Source organism: Brevundimonas sp. RM1 (assembly GCF_052907225.1).
Genome location: NZ_JBRERY010000014.1, coordinates 21836 through 42921, shown reverse-complemented (window position 1 = coordinate 42921; position 21086 = coordinate 21836). Strand labels below are relative to the sequence as shown.

Below are 21086 nucleotides of genomic sequence, written 5' to 3'. Positions count from 1 at the left end.
TTAACTATCTACTCACCAAAACGCAAAAATGGCCCCCTCAGAAGATCAAGGGCGCCCGAAAGGATATAAATTTTAGCACATCACAACTCTTTAATAATTAAAATAGCGCCCCACTTCCATTAAAACGGGCTTACTTCTCATGAATGCTAAATGATTAACCTCAATAGAACGCAAAAAGGGCACCCCTATTTCCTATTATTTGATAGGTAGGCATAGTTTCTAGCGGACCAGGACCAATGAAAGATTCGCCAAACATCCACCCAAGCGCTCCATTACCCAGTCAACTCGCGGATCCACGAACAGGTTTAGATACCCTGCCTCAACATGCACTTCACTCGGCAACTTAGAGACCGAACTCGGAACAAGATTAATCATACTCTGAGATGCAGGGGCACCAATTACATACTAATCATGCACCATAGATAAATCTTTTAGATTCGGTCCAAATATTCCTAGACAGAACTCCAAAACAATCCAGCACATGCCCGGCGCGAATTATAGAATTAAATCCAACATAAATAAAACAAAACGGCAGCCAATTCTCAAGATCTCAACACCTCAACGCGCGCCCGAAACAAGCAGAAAAACAACACACCGCCTGCAATCTCTTTCTTAATTCAATATCCTGGCTCATGCCAATCAGGGTCATAGTCGGGGGCATCGCGGTCCTTGTCAGATAGGACATTTGGTTGGCGCGGCCACTCAATAGAAAAACGAGGATCATTCCACCGCAGGATCCGCTCAGCGGGACCATTGTAGGGACCGGACGCGGGGTAAAGCATCTCGGTATCATCCTCCAGGGTCATAAAGCCGTGAGCACACCCTTTCGGCACATACATCATCAGCCGATTCTTGTCCGTCAACGTCTCGCCAGCCCACTGACCGTAGGTCGGCGAGCCTAGCCGCAGATCGACCACCACGTCGAAGGCCGAGCCCTTCAGGCATTTCACCAACTTGGCTTCCCCATGAGGCGCGACCTGATAATGCAATCCCCGCAAAGTGCCGGCTAGGGCGCTGAGGGAAGTGTTAATCTGGGGATAGAGGCTGTCCATCCCCATGCTGGCAAACTCCTCAGAATCGAACATCCGGGCGAAGAAGCCGCGTTCGTCCCCGCGCGGCTCCAGCGAGACCACGAAACAACCTTCGACGGCAGTGGGTTGGTACTTCATCTCAAGCGATCCGTCGGCCGATGGAAAGATACTGGGCGCCCCCGACCTGAGCCGGCGGGAACATCCTGCGGGCGTCGAACAGCAACTTACCCGACAGATCTTGTGACGTCAGGACGGCGTAGTCCGGCCATTTAGTGGCGACGATAACGACCTGGGCCGACGCGACCTCGGCTTCCCAGTCCTCGACATAGCGGACCTGTTCGCCTGCCGGCCCGACCGCCTTCTTGAAGTGGTCGACCGCGATGGGGTCGTGGGCGACCACGTCGGCGCCCTTGGCCACGAGTTGATCGACGATCTTCAGGGAGGCGGATTCACGGACATCGTCCGTGCCCGGCTTGAAGGCCAGCCCCAGCACCAGCACACGCTTGCCGGACAGGTCCGGCAGGTCGCGTTCGACAATATCCAGCACCTGCGACGGCTGGGCGTCGTTTACGTCCAGAACCGCGTTCATCATACGCATGGGCAGCCCATTCTGCTCGCCCTGGCTACGAAGAGCCTGGACGTCCTTGGGGAAGCAGGACCCGCCGAAACCGCAACCCGGCACGAGATAGGTCAGGATCTGGGGCTTGGCGCGCGCGCCGGCCTCCAGGATCGGATTCCAGCGCTTGTCCAAATGCACGCCACCCACCACGTCCAGCACGTCGATCCCCCCCAGCGCCGCCGCGAGGTTGGCGATCTCGTTCACGGCCGAGATCTGCGTCGCGAGCAGGGCGTTATTGGCGTACTTGATCATCTCCGCAGTGCGGGTGTTGACCCGAACCTTGTCGACGCTCCACGGAGCGTAGAGTTCCTCCAGACGGGCAAGCGTCTCGGGATCCTCGTTGCCTAGCACGATACGATCCGGTTCGGCGAAGTCCTCGATCGCCTCGCCCTCACGCAGGAACTCGGGGTTCATGCCCAGGCCGAAAGCCGGGTGCTTAAAGCCCGACGCGGCTTCGATTTCCTCACGCACAACAGTGTCCGTTGTTCCGGGCACGACGGTCGACTTGACCACGACCGAGATGTGTCGCCCCGCGGTCTTGATATAAGCCCCGATCTCGCCGGCGACCTGGCGAATATATTTGAGATCGATCACGCCGTTTTCGGACGGCGTTCCCACCGCGATGAGGACTAGATCGGATCCATCCAGCGCCTCGGTGATCTGGGTAGTCGCTCGGAAACGCCCGCTGTCGCGAACCTCCTTCAGCAACTCTGGCAGCCCCTCTTCATAGATGGTCGGTTCAGCCCTGTTGAGCCGATCCACGATCGCGGGATTGATATCCACACACGTGACGTCGTGGCCCTTGGCGGCCAGGCAAACACCCGAAACGAGACCGACGTAACCGGTGCCGACGACTGCGAGCTTCATGCTTACTGACTTTCGTGCTTAAGGAATCGGAGGTAGCGACCAATGCCTTCCTCGACGAGAATTTGAGGATCATACCCCAAAATAGTGCGCGCCTTAGTAATGATTGGGCTGCGACGGTTAGGATTGTCCGTCATATACTCAGGATCGTCGCTCTTCTCGTAGAAGACCTGCCCCTTGTAGCCGTAAATCTTAGCACCGGCCTGCTGGTAAAGCTTAGCGAAATCCTTGACCATGATTTCGGGTTTCTCGATGCCAATGTTGAAATAGTCGTACTGACCGTGCAGCAGGCACAGGAAATAGCCGGTAACCGCATCTGACACGTAGCAGAATGTCCGCGTCGGCGTGCCGTCGGACAGAATCACGATGTCCCGGTCCTCGGTCACACACGTCGCGAAGTCGGCAGGCAGACGCTTGTCGCCTAGGCGCATGCCGGGACCATAGTTGTTGAACGGCCGCGCGACCGTTACGGGCATGCCATACTGCTTGGCGTAAACCCAGCACATGGTCTCACCGAAACGTTTGGATTCGTCGTAGCAGGCGCGCGGCCCATGGCAGGAAACGCTACCGCGATACTCTTCGTCCGTGGGGATGAACTGGGGATCAGGGTCGCCGTAAATTTCGCTCGAGGAGAAGAACAGGAAGCCCTTGAGGGTGTCGCGACCGCGATAGAAATCGAGGAGGTGGCGAAGCCCCCAGATATTAGCGTCGATCGTCTCCACCGGATACTGGCGATAGAAGGTCGGCGAGGCAATCGAGGCACCATGAATCACGAAGCGCGCATCTGCTGCGCCATCCACCTTGGCGATGTCGTCCTTCGAAATATCGAACGCGCGCAAATCCAAGACCGACGGGAACTCCTCGACAAGCTCAGTCAGCCACTTGGGTTTGTCGAGCAGGAAGGTGTCGAGACCGATCACCTTCTTGATGCCGAGGTCCCCTGCCTTGCGTACGAGAAACTGCAGGAAGTAGAAACCCAGGAACCCCGCGCACCCCGTAACGACGATCGTCGAACCTTCGAAACGGTCACGACGACCGACGATAGAATACATGCGCTCGAGGTCTTCGAGGACGATAGGGTTGGCCATGTTTTTCCTTGAGATCAGAGCGTTAGGTGTAAGTCAGCGATCACTTGTCGCGGGTATCCCACGGCGCATTGCGTGATCGCCAGAGTTCATCGAGTTCGTCACGGTCGCGCTGCGTATCCATGCATGCCCAGAACGATCGATGGCGGAATATGTTTAGCTCGTGGTCAGCCGCAAGTTGGGTCAGGGGCTCCTTCTCGAGCACCAAACCCTCATTCTCATTGAGGTATTTGGCGAACTCGCGGCGGAAGAAGAAGTAGCCGCCGTTAATCCATGTGTTCGACAACTCCGGCTTTTCAGCGAAGGTCGTCACAGTGTCTCCGTCGGTCAGCAGTTCGCCAAAGCGGGAGGGCGGATTGATAGCGAGCACCGTGCCTACCTTGCCGTGGTTCAGGTGGAAAGCGAACTCAGCTTCCAGATCGGCGTCGGTAACGCCGTCGCCGTAAGTCACGGCGAAATGCTCCGCATCACCCAGATACTTGCTCACGGCCCGACCGATGCGGCCGCCAGTCATCGTCAGTTCGCCCGTATAGGCGACCGTGACTTCCCAGTCCTCATCGTGGTGAGCGCCGTGAATCTCGATGCTTCTGTCTGCCAGATTAGTGGTGAAGTCCGAATTCATAGCGTCGTAGTTCAGAAAGTAATCCTTGATCACTTCCGACTTAAAACCGGCGCAGATAACGAACTTGCGGAAGCCAAACTTTCCGTACCATCGCATGATATGCCACAGGATCGGCCGGCCGCCGACCTCGACCATCGGCTTGGGTCGGAACTCGGTGTGCTCTTTCAGTCGCGTACCCAAGCCACCGGCAAGTATGAAGACAGGCGTGTCTGCAGGCACCATCTTCAAGCACCTACCAAGCAAAAATTAAACTTAGCATCGGCCTTACAAATGACAAATGGATCCGCCACAGGCCCCTGCATTGGGCTGCAACAACACCTTTCGGGCACAAACAATTTTATCATTTCGCTGCAACTGAACATTATATCTTTACCGAACTTCGTTATTTGCGCTAGATTTTGTGCGAAGTAGAAGTTTCCTATTCCAAACCTTCGCCCTCGCACCAACCCATTGCTCTTCATTCAGCCGGGAAACTTCAGGATCTTGCCCGAAAACTTGAATGCTATTTCTTCCATCTATATGCCAGTTATAAACGCCGACATGCTTATCGCGGCAAGAGAAATCGAAAACATACTTACGGCCCAACCGCAGCAAAAGATCATAGTCCTCGAGCCTCGTTAAGGACTCATCGACATAGAGATCCTCAGCCTTAACGACGCACCTATCAATCACAAAGCTATGAATAGGGCAGAAATTCTCTCGAACTAAGTCGAGGAATCCATCTCCAATATAAACATCTGATTTAGAAGAAAGATTGTAGATCCACTCCTCGTCATAAACCACGACGTGCTTCACTTTAATATTGCCAAAGGCAACCGCAGAACCTCCAGACTGCAGCTTGCCTATAAGGCGGGAGTATGAATTTTCGTAAACATAGTCATCACTATCAAGAATGGCGACATATCTATTTTTATCAATCGCGAATCCGGCGTTCAGGAGTTTCGAGCGAAGATCGCCCACTCCCTCAACTTCCACCATCACAGGCTGATGGTGGCGATTCCAATTATACCGACTTACAAGCCTCCTAACTGCCTCCACCTCATCGCTGCTGAAGCGCTGCATGACAATCACAGGCTGTATTGGCGCAAACTGTTGATTCACAAGCGAAAAAATTGCTCTGTCGAGCTCAAATAGCCGGCTAGAATCGTGAACTCGAATAATGACATCGAGACCCGGCGCATAAGCGTCAGCAATCGGCATTTTCAAAGCGCTGCTCAGTCCCATCGAACACCCGTAAAATGGAAGTAATGATCAAAATCAGTGAATTCGCTCGCCTCGTCGATAATGGGAAGCTGTGACACGTCAGGCAGTTCATGCAGCGCGCTGGCAAGTCCGCTCTCAATAAGCTGCCTTTCAGCCCATTCTTTAAAGGCTGGATTATCCCACTTATGTGCGAGGTATCGGGCACTCGTTAGCATGAGACCATAGCGGTATGGATCGTGTCCTCGATCCGACACGTCATGATAGAAAAGCGCTGTAGGGCAAATCAGAGTCTTAAAACCCAGGCGCCTTGCGTTCCAGGAAATGTCGACATCTTCACAATAAAGATAGAACTGCTCATCGAACATAACGCCACTGTCATAGGCCTTACGCGGTATCAAGAAGCAGGCACCCGAAATCCAATCCGTTTCCAAAGTCGACGGATCATAAAATTTAGGATGCTCATCTGGGAACTGGATAGCTTCGATTATTGCTCCTGAATTCTGAGCCGTCGCCATCTTTAATAGCTCTATCACCGCATCGGGATGGAAGGCCCCATCTGGATTGGCGCCAATATAGACATCAGCCCCCTCGTCAAAAGCTGTGCGCATCAGCGTATTGTGGCCAACGCTAAACCCCTGATCCAATCCACGGCGTATGAATATTACTCCATCCGGAATATGCGCATCCGGGATCGTACCACCATTGTCGAAAATTATAACCTTGGGCGATTGTGCACCCGCCCTCCTCAGGGCCACTGAAGACGTTTCGACTATGCGCGCGATCTGCTCTTCAGATTCGTTGTAAACAACAACGCCAATGGCAGCGACGAGGCTATCAGGCGTGCAGCGTACGCCCCTCATCTTTTGGGAAAGAGCAGTGTCAGCCCTCGACGGATGCATCAACGCTTCGTCCGAGCCTTCCTCAAGGAAGCGGGCTAATGGATCGGTTTTAGCGGGCCATTTTTTCTGAGTTAGGCTGTAGAAGCGACCGTCAAATTTCGGGCTAGGCTGACGCCCCTCCATCCACCCCCAACGGGCATAGTGACTGAGCGGTTCCAGGCCAGCGCGCCGAATATCAGGATAGCGTTCAACGTAGGACTTTAAGTCGAACAACTCGTTGGGGTTGTGGTTCCTGCGTGAACCCATTCTGAGGTAATGAGCCAGGGCATTAGTTTCCCCAGACAAACCGTGGCTTGCAAGATACCATTCGACATCCAACAGGGGGCTTATGCCCGCCTGGCCAGCAGGGTGCATTTCAAAATGCTCAAGAAGGGTTCGATATTTTGGCTTACTCCTCATCGCCGCCGCATACTTGATGGCATCGAATAAGGGATGGGTCGATATCGTGGAGGTCAAACCCGCGACCATATAATGCGTCAGAGGATGAACACCTTCCAGCCCCGCCTGCTCCGAATAGAATCTGGCATCAAACAAGGGGTGGGGATTGCGACCAGCATCGCTTCCCTGTGTTAGATAATGCAGCAGCGCCTCTGTCTTGTCGGGCCCTATTTCTTCACGGTACCACACGGCATCAAAGAGTGGGTGCGGGTTCGCCTCTAACCCAACTCCCCGATCTAGATAGTGGATAAGCGGATTTTGCCTACCTAAATCCGACGCCTGATTAGCATACCAAGCGCTCGCAAAGGCTGGATTGGGATCATAGCCCGCCTGCCTCGCATGATTGAAATAGTGCCCTAGTGGATCAGCGTGAGCCGCTCCGGACGACTTGTGCTGCGCCTTGTACCACTTAGCATCGAAATAGGGCCCTGGAGAGCGACCTTCGGCGGACCCATGCTCCAGAAAATGCCGAAGCGGTTCAATCCCGGCCGCCGCAACATCCGCGTTAGCCTTCAAATACCAGCCGCGGTCAAAAATCGGCGACGGACGCATATCCAAAGATGCGCCAAGTCGGACGTAATGGCCTATCGGCGTCTCTTGAGCGTTATTCGCCAAATACTTCTCGGCATACCAAGAACTCGCAAAGGCCGGATTTGGGTCATAGCCTGGCAGACGCGCATGCCGCTTGTAATGCCCCCACGGATCAAGTTGAGCTGTCAGCGAGCTCGCATGCTGTTTACGATACCACTGAGGATTGAAATAGACGGCCTTCGCCAAAGCTAGGGACGGTCGCCACCGCTTGCGACGCTTAATAGCGCGCCCCACATTCCTTAGATTACGTAAAAGCACAGACAAAGAAAACCCCTTCGACACAACCTTAGCGACTTAAAGCTCAGCACTGCTGATTCACAATCATCAAACGCCCATCAAAACAGTCTAGCGAAAGCTCATCTTTTCATTTCACATTCAAACCAGACAGTAAAAATACTTGCGCACCTTCGAACACGCTGCACCCATATCGTCTGGGGGAGGCTACATAGCTCCCCCTGACGGTCAACGGCACATCAAGATGCCATCGGGCTCAAAAAGGTTACCGCAAGAATAATAAGGAAATATTTAGGCTATTTTAATGTGTTAGCGTAAACGCCCAACATGAAGTCGTGCTGGAGCGCGCCAGAACGGGTGAGCTCATCCTCTAGGAATATCAGCATTCTAACGAGAAGGTTGCTCTCCGGTGATCCGTCATTCACGCGACTTGCGTTCAAACAACTGAACAGAGGGTGAAGCAAAGCTCCACCAACGAACCGTTCATACTCTGGCTCAAAATACATCGGCACAAGCTTTGGTATCAGTGCAGAACGCACTCCTTCGGTTGGATCGGATGCCATAATCATCTGCATGTTCGGCAACTCCAACCGGTCAGACGAGCGAAACTCCTCGGGCAATGATGCGATGGTTCTGTCCACGATCTCCACCTGATGCGGCGGATAAAGCTGATAACAGGGACCGCAATATTCATTCACAATCACCTTCCCACCTGGCCTTAAAACCTTCTGAACTGCAGAAAGCATGCCTTCGAGATCTGTGACATGATGGAGAGAACCAGAAAAGAACACGGCATCGTATTTATTCTCTGGCCCTTGATTCAGGACAAACTCCTCAAAAAGAAGATTGCTGAACTCAATTGGCAACCCTTCCGCTACCGCTGTCTCCTGAGCCCGTTTGATAGCGTCGGGCGCAGCATCAAACGCAACCACGTTCTCAGCGAAGCCCCTCCGCGCCATGAGCAACTCATGCCCGCCATCGCCGCATCCAACCGAAAGGAGATTTTGGACCGGCCCAACGAGTTGGCTGAAAACCCAATCTAGCCAGTATCCCCGCTGGCCCGTCATTCGATAATAGAGAGCTTCAGCAACCAGCGGATTTTGTACCCATGCCGATTGGGTCGCAGCCGCGTACTTGGCGTCCCAGTGAGCAGAGGTCGTTTCAATATTGGTCATCTGTTAGCTTCCAAGACCCGGAAAGAGCCGCCTCTCGGACAAGGGCGGCATATTTAACGATCATATCGTCATAGCTAGGGCGTGACTCGAGAACTTCGCGTCCTGCATCAGCCATGACTGCTCGACGCTCACTATCTATCGCTAGTGCGGAGATGTGCCCAGCAAGCGCCTTCGTGTCGCCTGGACGATAAAAGATGGCGTTTACCCCTTCCTCGACCACCTCAGGGATGCCGAATACAGGGGTGGTGATGATAGGTAGACCGAACGCCATGCCCTCAACGAGAATGCGAGGCGCACTTTCGATCCGGGATGTGCAAACTAGTATATCTGCTGCCGTATAATAGAGGCTCATGTCTTCGACAGGCCCAACCAATACAATCCGCTCAGCGGCGGCTGGATGCCCAGATTCGATCATGCCGGCCAAACGCACAGCGTATTCATCCTCAACCAGCGCACCGGCGATAAAAATCTTGACCTGCTGTAGTGCGCCGGCTGACAGGAGGAACGCCGCATCAACGATATCTTGCTGGCCCTTGCGAGCACACACGGTACCGGGGAGGATCACAGCGACCTCGTCTTCATGAAGACCAAGCCGCCGACGAGCTTCCCGTCGAGTCCATCGCGACGTTTCTTCAGCTAGAACCGAAGCGGGGATGGCGTGCCGTATGGTGACCGCGTTGTGCCGGGTTTGAGTGGGAGCCCAAGCTAGCCTTGTAGCATCAGCTACATAGGTGACGGCGTAGGCCTGAGCAAAAGCTGCATAGGCATGAAATTGTACGGCCGGCTCGAGAGCGCTGTAATAATCATACCAAGGCTCGCTCTCATGCTGACACCAAATCGAAGGAAGGCCTGCGCGGGCAGCCCCACCGATGACGTGATGAGCAATAAGCGTGTTGGCAACTATCACCTCACACTTCGCAGACCGCAGTTCCATCGCAAGGACGGATTGCGCAGCTATATAATCAGGCAAATTTGATCTGGGCGACGGCCAAGGCAATAAACGCACCTCAATACCGGCTTCTGCATAAACAAGTCCGAGCGGCCCATCGGCTGGCGCGTAAATGATTGGCTCGATCACGCCGGAGCTGGCGAGTCCGATGATGAGATCACATAGGGTTTTGGGAGCTCCCTCCTGGCGCAGGTTGTGGCTAAAAACCCCCACCCTCACGGGCCGACTAGCACGCATCGGCAATCGCCTTGCGGCAACCTGAAACAACCCGTCATCTAGAGATAGATTTGGGTTGTGAAAAGGATCGACCGCACGACCATAGAGCTTGCGCATTGATGCGACTTCGCTGGGATCGTCGACCTTGGCCCGGGTGCGGCCTTCAAAATGATAGAGTTCCGCCTCCGGGCAATACAGATTCCGGTAGCCCGCTTGATGCAGCCGGAAACCATAGTCCGCATCATTATAGGCGACCGCGAAGGTCGTGGCGTCAAACCCGCCCATCTCCTGAAATAGAGCACGCGGCGTCAGCATACAGGCGGCCGTCACCGCCATCTGCTCGTGAGGCGCGCGCATCAAGCCCAGATAGCCCCACTGGCTGGCATGGAGCCCTCGGAAAGCATGGCCCGCCAACCCGTCGTGATACCCCTGGATGATGCCTGCGTGCTGAATGTGGTCGTCCGCAAACCGAAGGCGTGCGCCGACAGAACCAACGCCTTCGAACCCCGCCAACCCAACCATCTGGCTGAGCCAGGAAGGCTCAATGACCTTGGTGTCATTGTTGAGGAACAGGATCAGATCGCCGTCCGCACAAGCCACCGCCTCATTCATCAAGGCTGCGTAGTTGAACTTGCCGTCGCTCTTTGCAATGCGCTCGACCGAAACATGAGGCTCCAGCGACACGCTCTGAAGGTAGGCCAGAGTGTCCGGGCAATCACTGTCGTTGTCCACGACCATCACCCGATAATTGCGATACGTCGTGAGTTCGAGCGACTTCAGGCAGACGGACAGCAGATCTACTGCGTTGTATGTCGGCACAATGATTGTGACCCACGGCCCCTCATCCGGGAACCGGATCGAGAACATGCCCACCTTGGCGGCCTGCGCCCAGTCGGGGTGCGTCACCTGCCCAGCAACACCTACTCGATCTAGATGACCCTGAACGGCTCGCCTTCCCGCTTCGAAACTGTGCGGCTTGGCCTCGCCGGAAACCGCGGTCGATCCCGCGACGGCGCGCCAGTGGTACAGGACACGGGGAATGTGGCCGACATGCCTGGCTCGTTCGCTGGCGCGCAGGGCGAAGTCATAATCCTGGGAGCCGTCGAAATCGGATCGGAAGCCGCCGAGTTCCGCGAACAACGAACGCCTGACCGTGAACACGTGGCTCATATACATGAAGCTGGTCAGAAGCGCCGGCGACCAGTCGGGCTTGAATTGAGGCGCATAGAACCGCCCCTCGTCATCGAGCTTATCGTCATCGCTGTAAACGATATCCGCGTCCGGATGCGCCGTGTAGTAAAGGGCCAGTTCCGCCAAACAATCTGGCGTCAACAAGTCGTCATGGTCGAGAAAGACCAGAACATCGCCCTTCGCCTTGGCCGCCGCAGCGTTCGTCGCCACACTGATCCCCCCGTTCTGCGACGACGTGAGGGTACGGATACGCTTATCCAGACCAGCAACCTCGTCCAGGGCGCGGAGCGTGTCAGCGTTGGTGCTGGCGTCATCGGACAACCACAACTCCCAATCGCCATAAACCTGACCAAGCACAGATTGGACGGTTTCGTGCAGATGCTCCGCACCGGTATTGTAGACAGGGGTTATGATCGAAAATCGGACTTTCGGCCTCGCGGCCTTTATCGCCTGCTGCAAATCCGACAGCGCGGCCGGCGTAAGGACGTTGACTGCCCGCCACGCCGAATAACGGTCCATCGGCTTGAACCAGTGCTGCAAAGCGCGAGGAGCGGCCTTGCCCATCTCAGCCAGCGATCCCCAATCCGGAGAAGCCTTGCCCCTTCCTTTGGCGGTCGACCATAGGCCTAACGCACGAAGACGCTTTCTCAGCACGCGCAGGGGCCGAGGCAGGTCGGCACCGTCTGCAGTCATTAGCGTCTTGTTATTCATGAAGCAGATCGGCTCGAAGGCAATTTCACTAAAGTCGCACGCCATTTGCGCTTATGGCCCTCACAGCGCAATCACTGCGGGCGACTTACTTCATCCTTTCAACGCCGTCCCCTTCCGACAGGTCGTCCAGAACTCCGGAAACGAAATCATCCAGAGGGCCTTCACCGGTAAAATGACGACCGACAATTCCTGCTGCAGCGGCTACCTTCATATCGCTGTCCCGGCCTCCGATCATTACGCTTCGAGCCTTATCAACCGGCCAAAACCGCATCAAATCCAGCAATATGCCTAGCTCGAGTTTGCGCCGATCTGACGCCTTCTTGCAGGCAGGGTCTACACCATCAGGATGAAAAGGACAGTACCGCTCATCATCAAACCGCGCACCAAACTGCGACAATCCGGCGCGGATATGCCGACTTAACGTGTGATGGTCCGCTTCCAAATATAGCCCCCTGGCGCCTGTCCCCTGGTTTGTAACCAGGAAGGCGTAAAAGCCCTTCGAATTGACCATGGCGATCGCTTTTCGAGCACCGGGCACCCATTCGAATCGCCCGACTTGACCGACGTGGCCATGATCGAGCTTGACCACGCTGTCCCTGTCGAAAAAGATGGCTGGTCGGCGTCGGTAGTTGGGTATTTCGATCTGGCCGCGTTCAAAATCAGCCGGCACTCCGATGTCGATGAAAAAACCTTGCGCCTTGACCGCAGCAAGCGCCCCCTCGCTGGCGAGGTCCGGCAAGGCTTGGACCTCGAATGCCCCCCGAGTTTGCAATCTGTCGACGAAAGACCGGCGAAACGCCGCCACGCCGCCGTTGATCCACGCAGATTCTCCAGGCAATGGCGCTCGGCCGAACCGAACGATCCGATCCGCGTCAACATCCACTACGCCATATCGCGAGGCGTCCTGTACATGTCTGAGAGCGAGGCAGCCAATGTTACGCGAATCTGCAAGTTTCCGGGCAAGGGCGTCGAGAGGCACATCCAGCAGAGTATCGCCGTTAAAGAGGTAGAAGGCGTCGTCCAGTCTTTCACGCGCATGAAACAGGGCGCCTCCCGTACCAGCCTGGGAGGGCTCGATGGAGACTTCAACCGTCACAGAACGCCCGAGAGCTTGAGCCGCTTGCCCAGCAAAATCTTGGAAGCGTTCGGACTTGTAGGCCGCAAGAAGCAAGAAGCGATCAATGCCGTAGCGTGTGATCTCCTGCATTAACATCTGCAGGAACGGCGTACCGTCCACCGGTAGGAGAGGCTTGGGCGTGTCACGCGTCAGCCCGCCCAAACGCGTACCCAACCCTCCGCAAAGGATGACAGCCTGACGAATTTGTACGGTCATGCCTGGATCTCGATGGTTGCATTCACTGACAATAATCCGTCGGGATGACATGGTGCCCTCGCCGCCCGTCAAGTGCGGCCTTATTAATCCCGAGAGCGGGTTGAATAGAGGAAAGCCTAAAGGCTTGAAAGCGCCTCTTAGGCCTCCGAACAGTAAGCGGTTGTGATCGCCATTTTTTGACTATAAGGCCAGCCTCAGGGAGCGACCATGGATTTCGACAAGATCGACATCGTCACCGGCGGAGCCGGTTTCATTGGCAAGAACCTTGTCGAGCATCTGGCCGCCTCAGGTCGCCGCATATTGATTCTAGACGATCTTTCACGCGGGGGCGAAGATCGCATCGCTGCGCTTGTTCAGGATTCGCGCGTCCAGTTTCGTCAGGTCGACTGCGCTGACGCCGGCGCCATGGCCGAAGCCCTGACCTCCGTCGGCGGTCAACTGAACGATGTCTGGCATCTCGCCGCCAACTCAGACATTCCCGCAGGCATTGCAGATCCTCATATCGACCTGCACCGGACGTTCCAGACAACCTTTGGCGTGCTGGATTTGATGAGGCGAACCGAGGCTCATACTCTCAGATTTGCTTCGAGCTCCGCGATCTATGGGCCATTCGGGGATGTCGCTATTTTTGAGGACATCGGCCCACTGGCGCCGATCTCGAACTATGGCGCCATGAAATTGGCTTCAGAGGCCCAGATCAATGCAGCGGTTGAAGCCTATCTTCCGAGGGCTGAAATCTATCGTTTTCCCAACGTCGTCGGCGCGCCGGCGACACACGGGGTCATCTTCGACTTCGTGAATAAGTTGCGCGCCACCCCTGCACGACTCGACGTCCTGGGAGACGGCACTCAGCGGAAGGCCTATCTCCACGTCGATGATCTGATCGAGGCGATGTTGCATATTTCAACACTGGAAGGCCGCCGCCTGACCTTCAACATCGGCCCCAGCGACGACGGCGTGACGGTTCGCTTCATTGCCGAGACGGTGCGTGACCGTGTTTCCCCAAACGCCGCCATCGTCTACGGCAAGGGTTCCCGCGGCTGGGTCGGCGATGTTCCTTCCTTCCGGTATTCGGTTCAGCGCTTGACGGACACAGGTTGGAAGCCTTCGCGGTCTTCGGCCCAGACGATCATCCGCGCCATCGAGGAAATCGTCGGGCCGGAGCAGCACGCCTGATGGATTACACAAGCCACATGCGAATTCTGTCGCGATTTTCCGTTCGGTCCCAGCGGCAAACTGCTTCTTTGCCCACCTTCTCACTATGATCATATCAAGAACTCCGCTGCGAATGAGCTTCGTGGGCGGCGGCAGCGACCTACCCGCATTCTACAAGACGGCGCCCGGCGCAGTCTTGAGTACGACGATCGACAAGTATGTCTACGTCAGCATCAATCCGAAGTTCGACGGTGGCATCCGCCTAGCCTACTCACAAACCGAAGAAGTCGCCTCGCTTGACCAAATCCAGCATAGACTTTTCCGCGCAGCATTTGAGACCATGGACATCAAGGGCGGCGTCGAAGTAACGACCACAGCGGACATCCCTTCCAGAGGAACGGGATTAGGATCCTCGAGCAGCTTTACCGTCGGGCTCTTGAATGCTGTCAATGCTTACAAGGGCCTAAATTCCTCTGCCGAGTGGCTGGCTGCCACTGCCAGCGAGATCGAGATCGAACGGTGCGGCGCGCCGATCGGTAAACAGGACCAGTATGCTGCGGCCTACGGAGGGTTGAACCTCATCGCGTTTAATCCTGAGGGCAGCGTTTCGGTAGAGCCCCTGAGCATTCGACCGGAAATCCTGACTGAGCTATTTTCAAAGCTGGTCGTTTTCTACACGGGCGTGACGCGCAGCGCGTCTGACATTCTCGCACGACAATCTGAACAGGTTACGGACGATTCAAAATCACGTGCACAACTAGGCCGCATGGTCGAGCTGGCTTATTTTTTACGAGATGAGCTTTGCATAGGCCGACTTGACAGTTTCGGCGAAATTTTGCGCGAGAACTGGTCCTTGAAGAAGGGGTTAGCAAGCGGCATCAGCAACGGAGACATCGACCGTTGGCATGACGCCGCTATTGCCGCAGGCGCAGAGGGCGGCAAGTTGCTGGGTGCAGGCTCGGGCGGCTTTTTGGCTTTCTTCGCGCCACCTGATCTCCACGACGGTATTGAGAAAGCCGTCGGCCTTCGACGCGTAGCGTTCAACTTTGAGCCGGCCGGGTCGGAAATCTTGCTTTCACTTAGAAAAGATAACGAGCAGAAATAAAATGACGCTCTTTCCAAGCCAACCGATTTCAGGTGCCGACCAGTATCTCGAAGCCTATCTTGAAGAAATCATCAGGGCGTGGGATTCAGTCTCAAGAGAGAATATACTGGCTGCAGAAATACTCCTGAAAGAAACCATATCGAGTGATCGTACGATTTTTTCTTGCGGGAATGGCGGTTCGGCGGCGATTTCCAATCATTTGCTATGCGACTGCCTAAAGGGCGTTCAGGCTGGAACATCGCTCAAGCCACGGGTTCACAGTCTGTCGTCGGCACCAGAACTGATGAGCGCAATCGTCAACGACATCGGCGTCGAAGAGATGTTCGCACTACCGCTGCGTTCACTCGGTCGACCAGATGACGTTCTAGTGGCGATAAGTTCATCTGGAACCTCCCCCAATATCGTGTCAGCGGTCAGGACCGCTCACGACAAGGGTATGAAGGTGCTGTCCCTGACAGGCTTCGACGGAGGCCCCGTAGCTTCAGAGGCGGATATTTCCTTGCACGTGGCAGCAAGCAACTACGGTGTCATCGAAGACATTCACCAGTCACTAATGCATATCTTGGCCCAGAGCCTGCGGATAGGTGCGCTATTGGATCAAGGCAATCTAGGCCATGTGAAATTTTAGGACGTCTCGGACTGCGTAGGATTGCTACGACCGAGACGTCGCTAAGGCCGTCACAAATCAGACGCTAAAGATTCAGCAGCGCCGGATCGCCGCCTTGGGCGGCGATGTTGATGCTGATGGCCTTTTCGGCGGCGTAGCGGATCAGGCTGTTGGGGCCGCCGGCCTTGGGGCCGGTGCCGCTGAGGCCTTCGCCGCCGAACGGTTGCACGCCGACCACCGCGCCGATGATCGAGCGGTTGACGTAGACGTTGCCCGCCGGGACCAGTTCCATCACCTCACGGGCGAAGGCGTCGATGCGGCTGTGTACGCCCAGCGTCAGGCCGAAGCCGCGCGCCGCCAGCTTGCCGGCGACCTTCTCCAGATCCTTCGGCTCGTAGCGATAGACGTGCAGGATCGGGCCGAAGACTTCGCGCTCGAGGAAGTCCGGGGTCGGGATCTCGGCGATAGTCGGGGCGAACAGGTCGCCCATTTCGGCGCCGGCCGGCAGTTCCGCGCGGGCGATGATCTTGGCTTCCTTGGACAGGCGCTCGACGTGGGCTTCCAGGTTGGCGCGGCTTTCGGCGTCGATCACCGGGCCGATGTCGGTCTTGGCGTCGGTCGGGTCGCCCAGCACTTGGGCGGCCAGGGCGCCCTTCAGGCCCTCGATCAGGGCGTCGGCCGAATCCTTGGGCGCATAGAGGACGCGCAGGGCCGAGCAACGCTGACCGGCCGAGCCGAAGGCCGACAGGATGACGTCGTCGATGATCTGTTCCTTCAGCGCCGTGGTGTCGACGAACATGCCGTTCAGGCCGCCCGTCTCTGCGATGAAGGGGATGATGGCGCCCGGACGCGCGGCCAGGCCGCGGTTGATGCTCGAGGCGGTGTCGGTGCCGCCGGTGAAGGCCACGCCGTCGACGCCCGGATGGTTGGTCAGCGCCGCGCCGACGGTCTCGCCGCGGCCTGGGACCAGAGTCAGCAGGTCAGGGTTCAGACCGGCCTTGTAGTAGAGCCGCACCGCTTCTGCGGCGATCAGCGGCGTCTGCTCGGCGGGCTTGGCCACCACGGCGTTGCCGGCGGCGAGCGCGGCGGCGATCTGGCCGGTGAAGATGGCCAGCGGGAAGTTCCACGGGCTGATGCAGGCGAAAACGCCGCGGCCGTGAAGAACCAGTTCATTGGTCTCGCCGGTCGGGCCCTTCAGGGTCTGGCGGCCGCCGAAGTCGCGCTCGGCCAGCAGGGCGTAGTAGCGGCAGAAGTCGGCGGCTTCGCGCACCTCGGCCACGCCGTCGTTCAGCGTCTTGCCCGCTTCACGCGACAGCAGGGCGACCAGACGGTCCAGATCGGCTTCCAGGGCGTCGGCCATGGCGCGCAGGACGGGTGCGCGGCCTGCGCCGCCCAGACGATCCCAGGCGAGCTGAGCATTGGCAGCGGTGTTGACGGCCAGATCGACGTCTTCGACCGAGGCTTCCGACACATGGCCCAGCACGCGCGAGCGGTCATAGGGGTTGGTGACGTCCTGGGCGTTCACCCCGGCGCGCAGCTTGCCGCCGATGATCGGGCCGGCGGTCAGCTTCTCGCTGTCGACGCGCTCCAGAGCCGCCGCATGACGCTCGCGGTCGGAAGCCTGCGAATAGTCGCGGCCGAGGGAGTTCTGGCGGTCACCGTAGATGTTCATGGGTACAGGGATCTTCGGATGGCGGTCAGGCTGGGCCTCGACCGAGATGATGGGATCGGCGGCCACGTCGGCCGCAGGCACGCGCTCGTCCAGCAGGGCGTGGACGAAGGAGGAGTTGGCGCCGTTCTCCAGCAGGCGGCGCACCAGGTAGGGCAGCAGTTCTTCGTGGCCGCCGACGGGGGCGTAGGCGCGCACGACCACGTCGCCCCACTCGGCCTTGGCGCCGTCATAGAGGGCCTCGCCCATGCCGTGCAGACGCTGGAACTCGATGGTCACGCCGCGATCGGCGGCCATGCGGTGCACGGCGGCCAGGGTGTGGGCGTTGTGGGTGGCGAACTGCGAGAAGATGTAGGGCGAGGCCTCGATCAGCGCCTTGGCGCAGACCAGATAGTTCAGGTCGGTCGCCGGCTTGGTCGTGAAGACCGGATAGTCGGTGCGGCCGTTGACCTGGGCCAGCTTGATCTCCGTGTCCCAATAGGCGCCCTTGACCAGGCGCACCATCAGGCGGCGGCCCGACGACTTGGCCAGTTCGGCCAGCTTGGCCACCGTCTCGGTCGTGCGCTTCTGATAGGCCTGAACGGCGAGGCCGAGCCCCTGCCAGTCGCCCAGCGCCGGTTCGCGGGCCAGCCGCTCCAGCAGCTTCAGCGACAGAGCCAGACGGTCGGCCTCTTCGGCGTCGATGGTGTAGTTGATGTCGTATTTGGCGGCGATCAGCGCCAGGCGCAGGATGCGGGGATACAGCTCTTCCCACACCCGGTCTTCCTGCACCGCCTGATAGCGCGGCGACAGGGCCGACAGCTTGACCGAGACGCCGTGGCCGCGCTCGGGGCCTTCGCCCTTGGCGGTCTTGCCCACGGCCTCGATGGCGTCGGCGTAGATCTTTTCATAGCGCTCGGCGTCGGCGGCGGTGCGGGCGCCCTCGCCCAGCATGTCGAAGCTGCACAGCCAGTTCTCGCGGTCCGACCGCTTCAGGGCCGCCTCGATGGTGCGGCCGACGACGAACTGCTCGCCCATGATCTTGACGGCGGTGGCGACGGCCTGACGGATGACCGGCTCGCCCAGGCGCCCGACCAGACGCTTGAGGAAGTTCGGCAGGTCGCTGCGGGCTTCATCGTCGACGTCCACCAGCTTGCCGGTCAGCATCAGGCCCCAGGTCGAGGCGTTGACGAACAGGCTGTCGGACTGACCCATGTGGCTGGCCCAGTCGGCGGAGCCGATCTTCTCGGCGATCAGGCGGTCGCGGGTGTCGGCGTCAGGCGTTCGCAGCAGGGCCTCGGCCAGGCACATCAGAGCCAGACCTTCGCGGGTGCCCAGGCTGAACTCCTGCAGGAAGCTTTCGACCACGCCCTGGCGCTTCTGGCTCTTGCGGGCGCTTTCGACCAAGCCGACAGCATCGTTCAGGACCGCCGCGCGACCGTCAGGCGTCAAGGGTTCGGCGGCCAGCAGTTCGGCCACCACCTCACGTTCGTCCCGGTACTTGTTCCGGTCCAGCTCATCCCAATGGCGAAGATCGGTCGACGTCATGAAATCCATCCTGTGAATTTCCGCATATATGGCGACTGAGACCGAATGTGCATCGCATGATTGCGACATACGCCGCACAGGATTCGACGGCGCGCAGAATCTTCTGGAAAAACCCTCAACCAGAAATGAGGTGCGGCTCAACATGGCCGTTCGCGAAGAGGTGAAGCCTGTTCACACCCTGCTCTATCATGCCGTCTCGCCTTCGTCATGCGGAGCGTCTAGAAGTTTCGGCTCCGCGAAACGGCTCAAGGCCCTATCGACTTCATGCGCATTGTTCTGGTCACCGACGCCTGGGAGCCTCAGGTCAACGGCGTCGTCCGCACCCTGACCCGCACCGTGGCTGAATGCCGCGACATGGGCCATGAGGTGGAGGTCATCGAACCCAGCCAGTTCAAGACCATCCCCTGCCCGACCTATCCCGAGATCCGCCTGGCCCTGGGCGCCGAGGAAGAGATTCGCGAACGTCTGCGCGCCTTCGAGCCCGAAGCCGTCCACATCGCCACCGAAGGCCCCCTGGGCATCGCCACGCGGCGCATCTGCGTGGAGTGGAAGCTGCCGTTCACCACCAGCTATCACACCAAGTTCCCGGAATACGTCTCGGCCCGTTTCCCGATCCCGGTGCAGGTCGGCTACGCCTATATGAAGTGGTTCCACAAGCCGTCGGGCCGGCTGATGGTCGCCACCCCGACCCTGCGCGACGAACTGGTCGAGCACGGCTTCAAGAACGTCTCGCCCTGGACGCGCGGCGTCGACACAGAGCTGTTCCGCCCCGACCTGGAGCCGATCTACAAGGAGATGGGCGGCGAGAACTGGCCTCGCCCCTTCTTCCTCAACGTCGGCCGGGTGGCGGTCGAGAAGAACATCGAGACCTTCCTGGGGCTGGACCTGCCCGGCACCAAAATCATCGTCGGCGACGGCCCGGCCCGCGCCGAGCTCGAAGAGAAGTATCCTGACGCGAAATTCCTCGGCGCCAAGTTCGGCGAGGATCTGGCGCGCTGCTTCGCCGACGCCGACGTCTTCGTCTTCCCCAGCTGGACCGACACCTTCGGCCTGGTGATCCTGGAGGCCATGGGCACGGGCACCCCTGTCGCCGCCTATCCGGCGCACGGCCCCATCGACATCATCCCCGGCTCGGGCGCGGGCTTCATCGACGACGACCTGAAGACCGCCTGCCTGAAGTGCCTGGAGCTCGATCGCAAGGACGTCCGCGCCTATGCGGAGAAGTTCAGCTGGCGCGCCTCGGCCGAGCAGTTCGTCGAAAACCTGCAGCCCTATCCCGAGCCCGCGCGCGGCCGCTTCTGGCGTCGCCTGCGCCGGGTGGCGCGGCTGCGGCGGCGCGTCGCCGCCTGATCATTCAGGTACGCCGCAGCGCGGCCCCACGTCGCCTCGGTAAAGGCGGGTCAACGTGGCCAGCATGTCGTCGAACGTCATGTCCAGCGCCTGGCGCGTCTGAACCGTGGGCTTCAGATAGACTGACCGGCCGACGGCGCTCCGCTCCAGCAAGTTGCGCTCGACCAGATCGTTGACCCGGCGGTGGATCGTCGACACCGGAATGTCGAGGACGCCGGCCAGCGCCGACAGGTCATAGGGCCGTCCCTGAATGTCGCCGACGATGATGGTCCGCACGATCAAGGCGTCCAGAGGACCGCCCCACAGCCCTGTTTCCATCGCATAGAACCGGTTCAGGCACTCGATCACCTGAGCCTGAGCGGCCGCCTTGATGCGTTCCTCCGCATCCGGTTCCATCACACCCCATCCTCACCGCCTGCACCGTCGCAGCCTAGGCTCGGCGGCGACCTTTGCAAAATGGAAAGCTCCGATCTCCGGCGCACAAATCCTTCGGCTATCGTCCTCAGTCAGGC

15 protein-coding genes are annotated in these 21086 nt (G+C 58.1%); 4 read left to right on the top strand and 11 right to left on the bottom strand.

The window, feature by feature from the left end; all coding sequences use genetic code 11:
• Window positions 1-617: 617 nt before the first annotated feature.
• From rfbC to ACU5AP_RS12460, 9 genes are all read right to left on the bottom strand, one after another.
• Window positions 618-1169 (bottom strand): dTDP-4-dehydrorhamnose 3,5-epimerase, encoded by a 552-nt coding sequence (gene rfbC, locus ACU5AP_RS12500; RefSeq protein WP_191002039.1) that lies wholly within the window; start codon window positions 1167-1169, stop codon window positions 618-620.
• Between the two features lies 1 nt (window position 1170).
• Window positions 1171-2517, bottom strand: a complete 1347-nt coding sequence (locus ACU5AP_RS12495; RefSeq protein ID WP_191002038.1) for a UDP-glucose dehydrogenase family protein — start codon at window positions 2515-2517, stop codon at window positions 1171-1173.
• A 2-nt stretch (window positions 2518-2519) separates the two neighbouring features.
• Window positions 2520-3602, bottom strand: a complete 1083-nt coding sequence (locus ACU5AP_RS12490) for an NAD-dependent epimerase/dehydratase family protein (protein WP_191002037.1) — start codon at window positions 3600-3602, stop codon at window positions 2520-2522.
• Between the two features lie 40 nt (window positions 3603-3642).
• Window positions 3643-4443: a glucose-1-phosphate cytidylyltransferase gene (gene rfbF / locus ACU5AP_RS12485; protein WP_191002036.1), complete on the bottom strand. Its 801-nt coding sequence runs from the start codon at window positions 4441-4443 to the stop codon at window positions 3643-3645.
• A 147-nt stretch (window positions 4444-4590) separates the two neighbouring features.
• Entirely contained in the window at window positions 4591-5445 is an 855-nt protein-coding gene (locus ACU5AP_RS12480; RefSeq protein WP_191002035.1) for a glycosyltransferase, read from the bottom strand.
• Window positions 5436-7538, bottom strand: coding sequence for a glycosyltransferase family 2 protein (locus tag ACU5AP_RS12475; protein WP_191002034.1), 2103 nt, complete (start codon window positions 7536-7538; stop codon window positions 5436-5438). The genes ACU5AP_RS12480 and ACU5AP_RS12475 overlap by 10 nt, the downstream gene beginning before the upstream one ends.
• A 344-nt stretch (window positions 7539-7882) precedes the next feature.
• Entirely contained in the window at window positions 7883-8761 is an 879-nt protein-coding gene (locus ACU5AP_RS12470) for a class I SAM-dependent methyltransferase (RefSeq protein WP_191002033.1), read from the bottom strand.
• The gene (locus ACU5AP_RS12465) at window positions 8748-11873 is read right to left on the bottom strand and encodes a glycosyltransferase (RefSeq protein ID WP_446681315.1); all 3126 of its coding nucleotides are present in this window, start codon (window positions 11871-11873) and stop codon (window positions 8748-8750) included. The genes ACU5AP_RS12470 and ACU5AP_RS12465 overlap by 14 nt, the downstream gene beginning before the upstream one ends.
• 40 nt (window positions 11874-11913) lie before the next feature.
• Entirely contained in the window at window positions 11914-13161 is a 1248-nt protein-coding gene (locus ACU5AP_RS12460; protein WP_191002031.1) for an HAD-IIIA family hydrolase, read from the bottom strand.
• A gap of 207 nt (window positions 13162-13368) precedes the next feature.
• Here ACU5AP_RS12460 and ACU5AP_RS12455 point away from each other — a divergent pair, with 207 nt between their 5' ends.
• The 3 genes from ACU5AP_RS12455 (at window position 13369) to ACU5AP_RS12445 (ending at window position 16049) form a co-directional block, all read left to right on the top strand.
• Entirely contained in the window at window positions 13369-14337 is a 969-nt protein-coding gene (locus tag ACU5AP_RS12455; protein ID WP_191002030.1) for an SDR family NAD(P)-dependent oxidoreductase, read from the top strand.
• 112 nt (window positions 14338-14449) lie between these two features.
• Window positions 14450-15421, top strand: coding sequence for a GHMP family kinase ATP-binding protein (locus ACU5AP_RS12450; RefSeq protein ID WP_223850986.1), 972 nt, complete (start codon window positions 14450-14452; stop codon window positions 15419-15421).
• Window position 15422: 1 nt separating this feature from the next.
• Window positions 15423-16049 (top strand): D-sedoheptulose-7-phosphate isomerase, encoded by a 627-nt coding sequence (locus ACU5AP_RS12445; protein WP_191002028.1) that lies wholly within the window; start codon window positions 15423-15425, stop codon window positions 16047-16049.
• 64 nt (window positions 16050-16113) lie between these two features.
• On the opposite strand, the gene putA is transcribed toward ACU5AP_RS12445, so the two are convergent.
• Window positions 16114-19224, bottom strand: a complete 3111-nt coding sequence (putA, locus tag ACU5AP_RS12440) for a bifunctional proline dehydrogenase/L-glutamate gamma-semialdehyde dehydrogenase PutA (protein WP_446681314.1) — start codon at window positions 19222-19224, stop codon at window positions 16114-16116.
• A gap of 264 nt (window positions 19225-19488) precedes the next feature.
• Between putA and ACU5AP_RS12435 the strand changes: the two genes are divergently transcribed.
• Window positions 19489-20574, top strand: a complete 1086-nt coding sequence (locus ACU5AP_RS12435; protein WP_128719447.1) for a glycosyltransferase family 4 protein — start codon at window positions 19489-19491, stop codon at window positions 20572-20574.
• Here the strand turns inward: ACU5AP_RS12435 and ACU5AP_RS12430 are convergent, their stop codons facing one another.
• Complete coding sequence (locus tag ACU5AP_RS12430; protein ID WP_128719446.1) at window positions 20575-20970, bottom strand: ArsR family transcriptional regulator; 396 nt, start codon at window positions 20968-20970, stop codon at window positions 20575-20577.
• Window positions 20971-21086 lie beyond the last annotated feature (116 nt).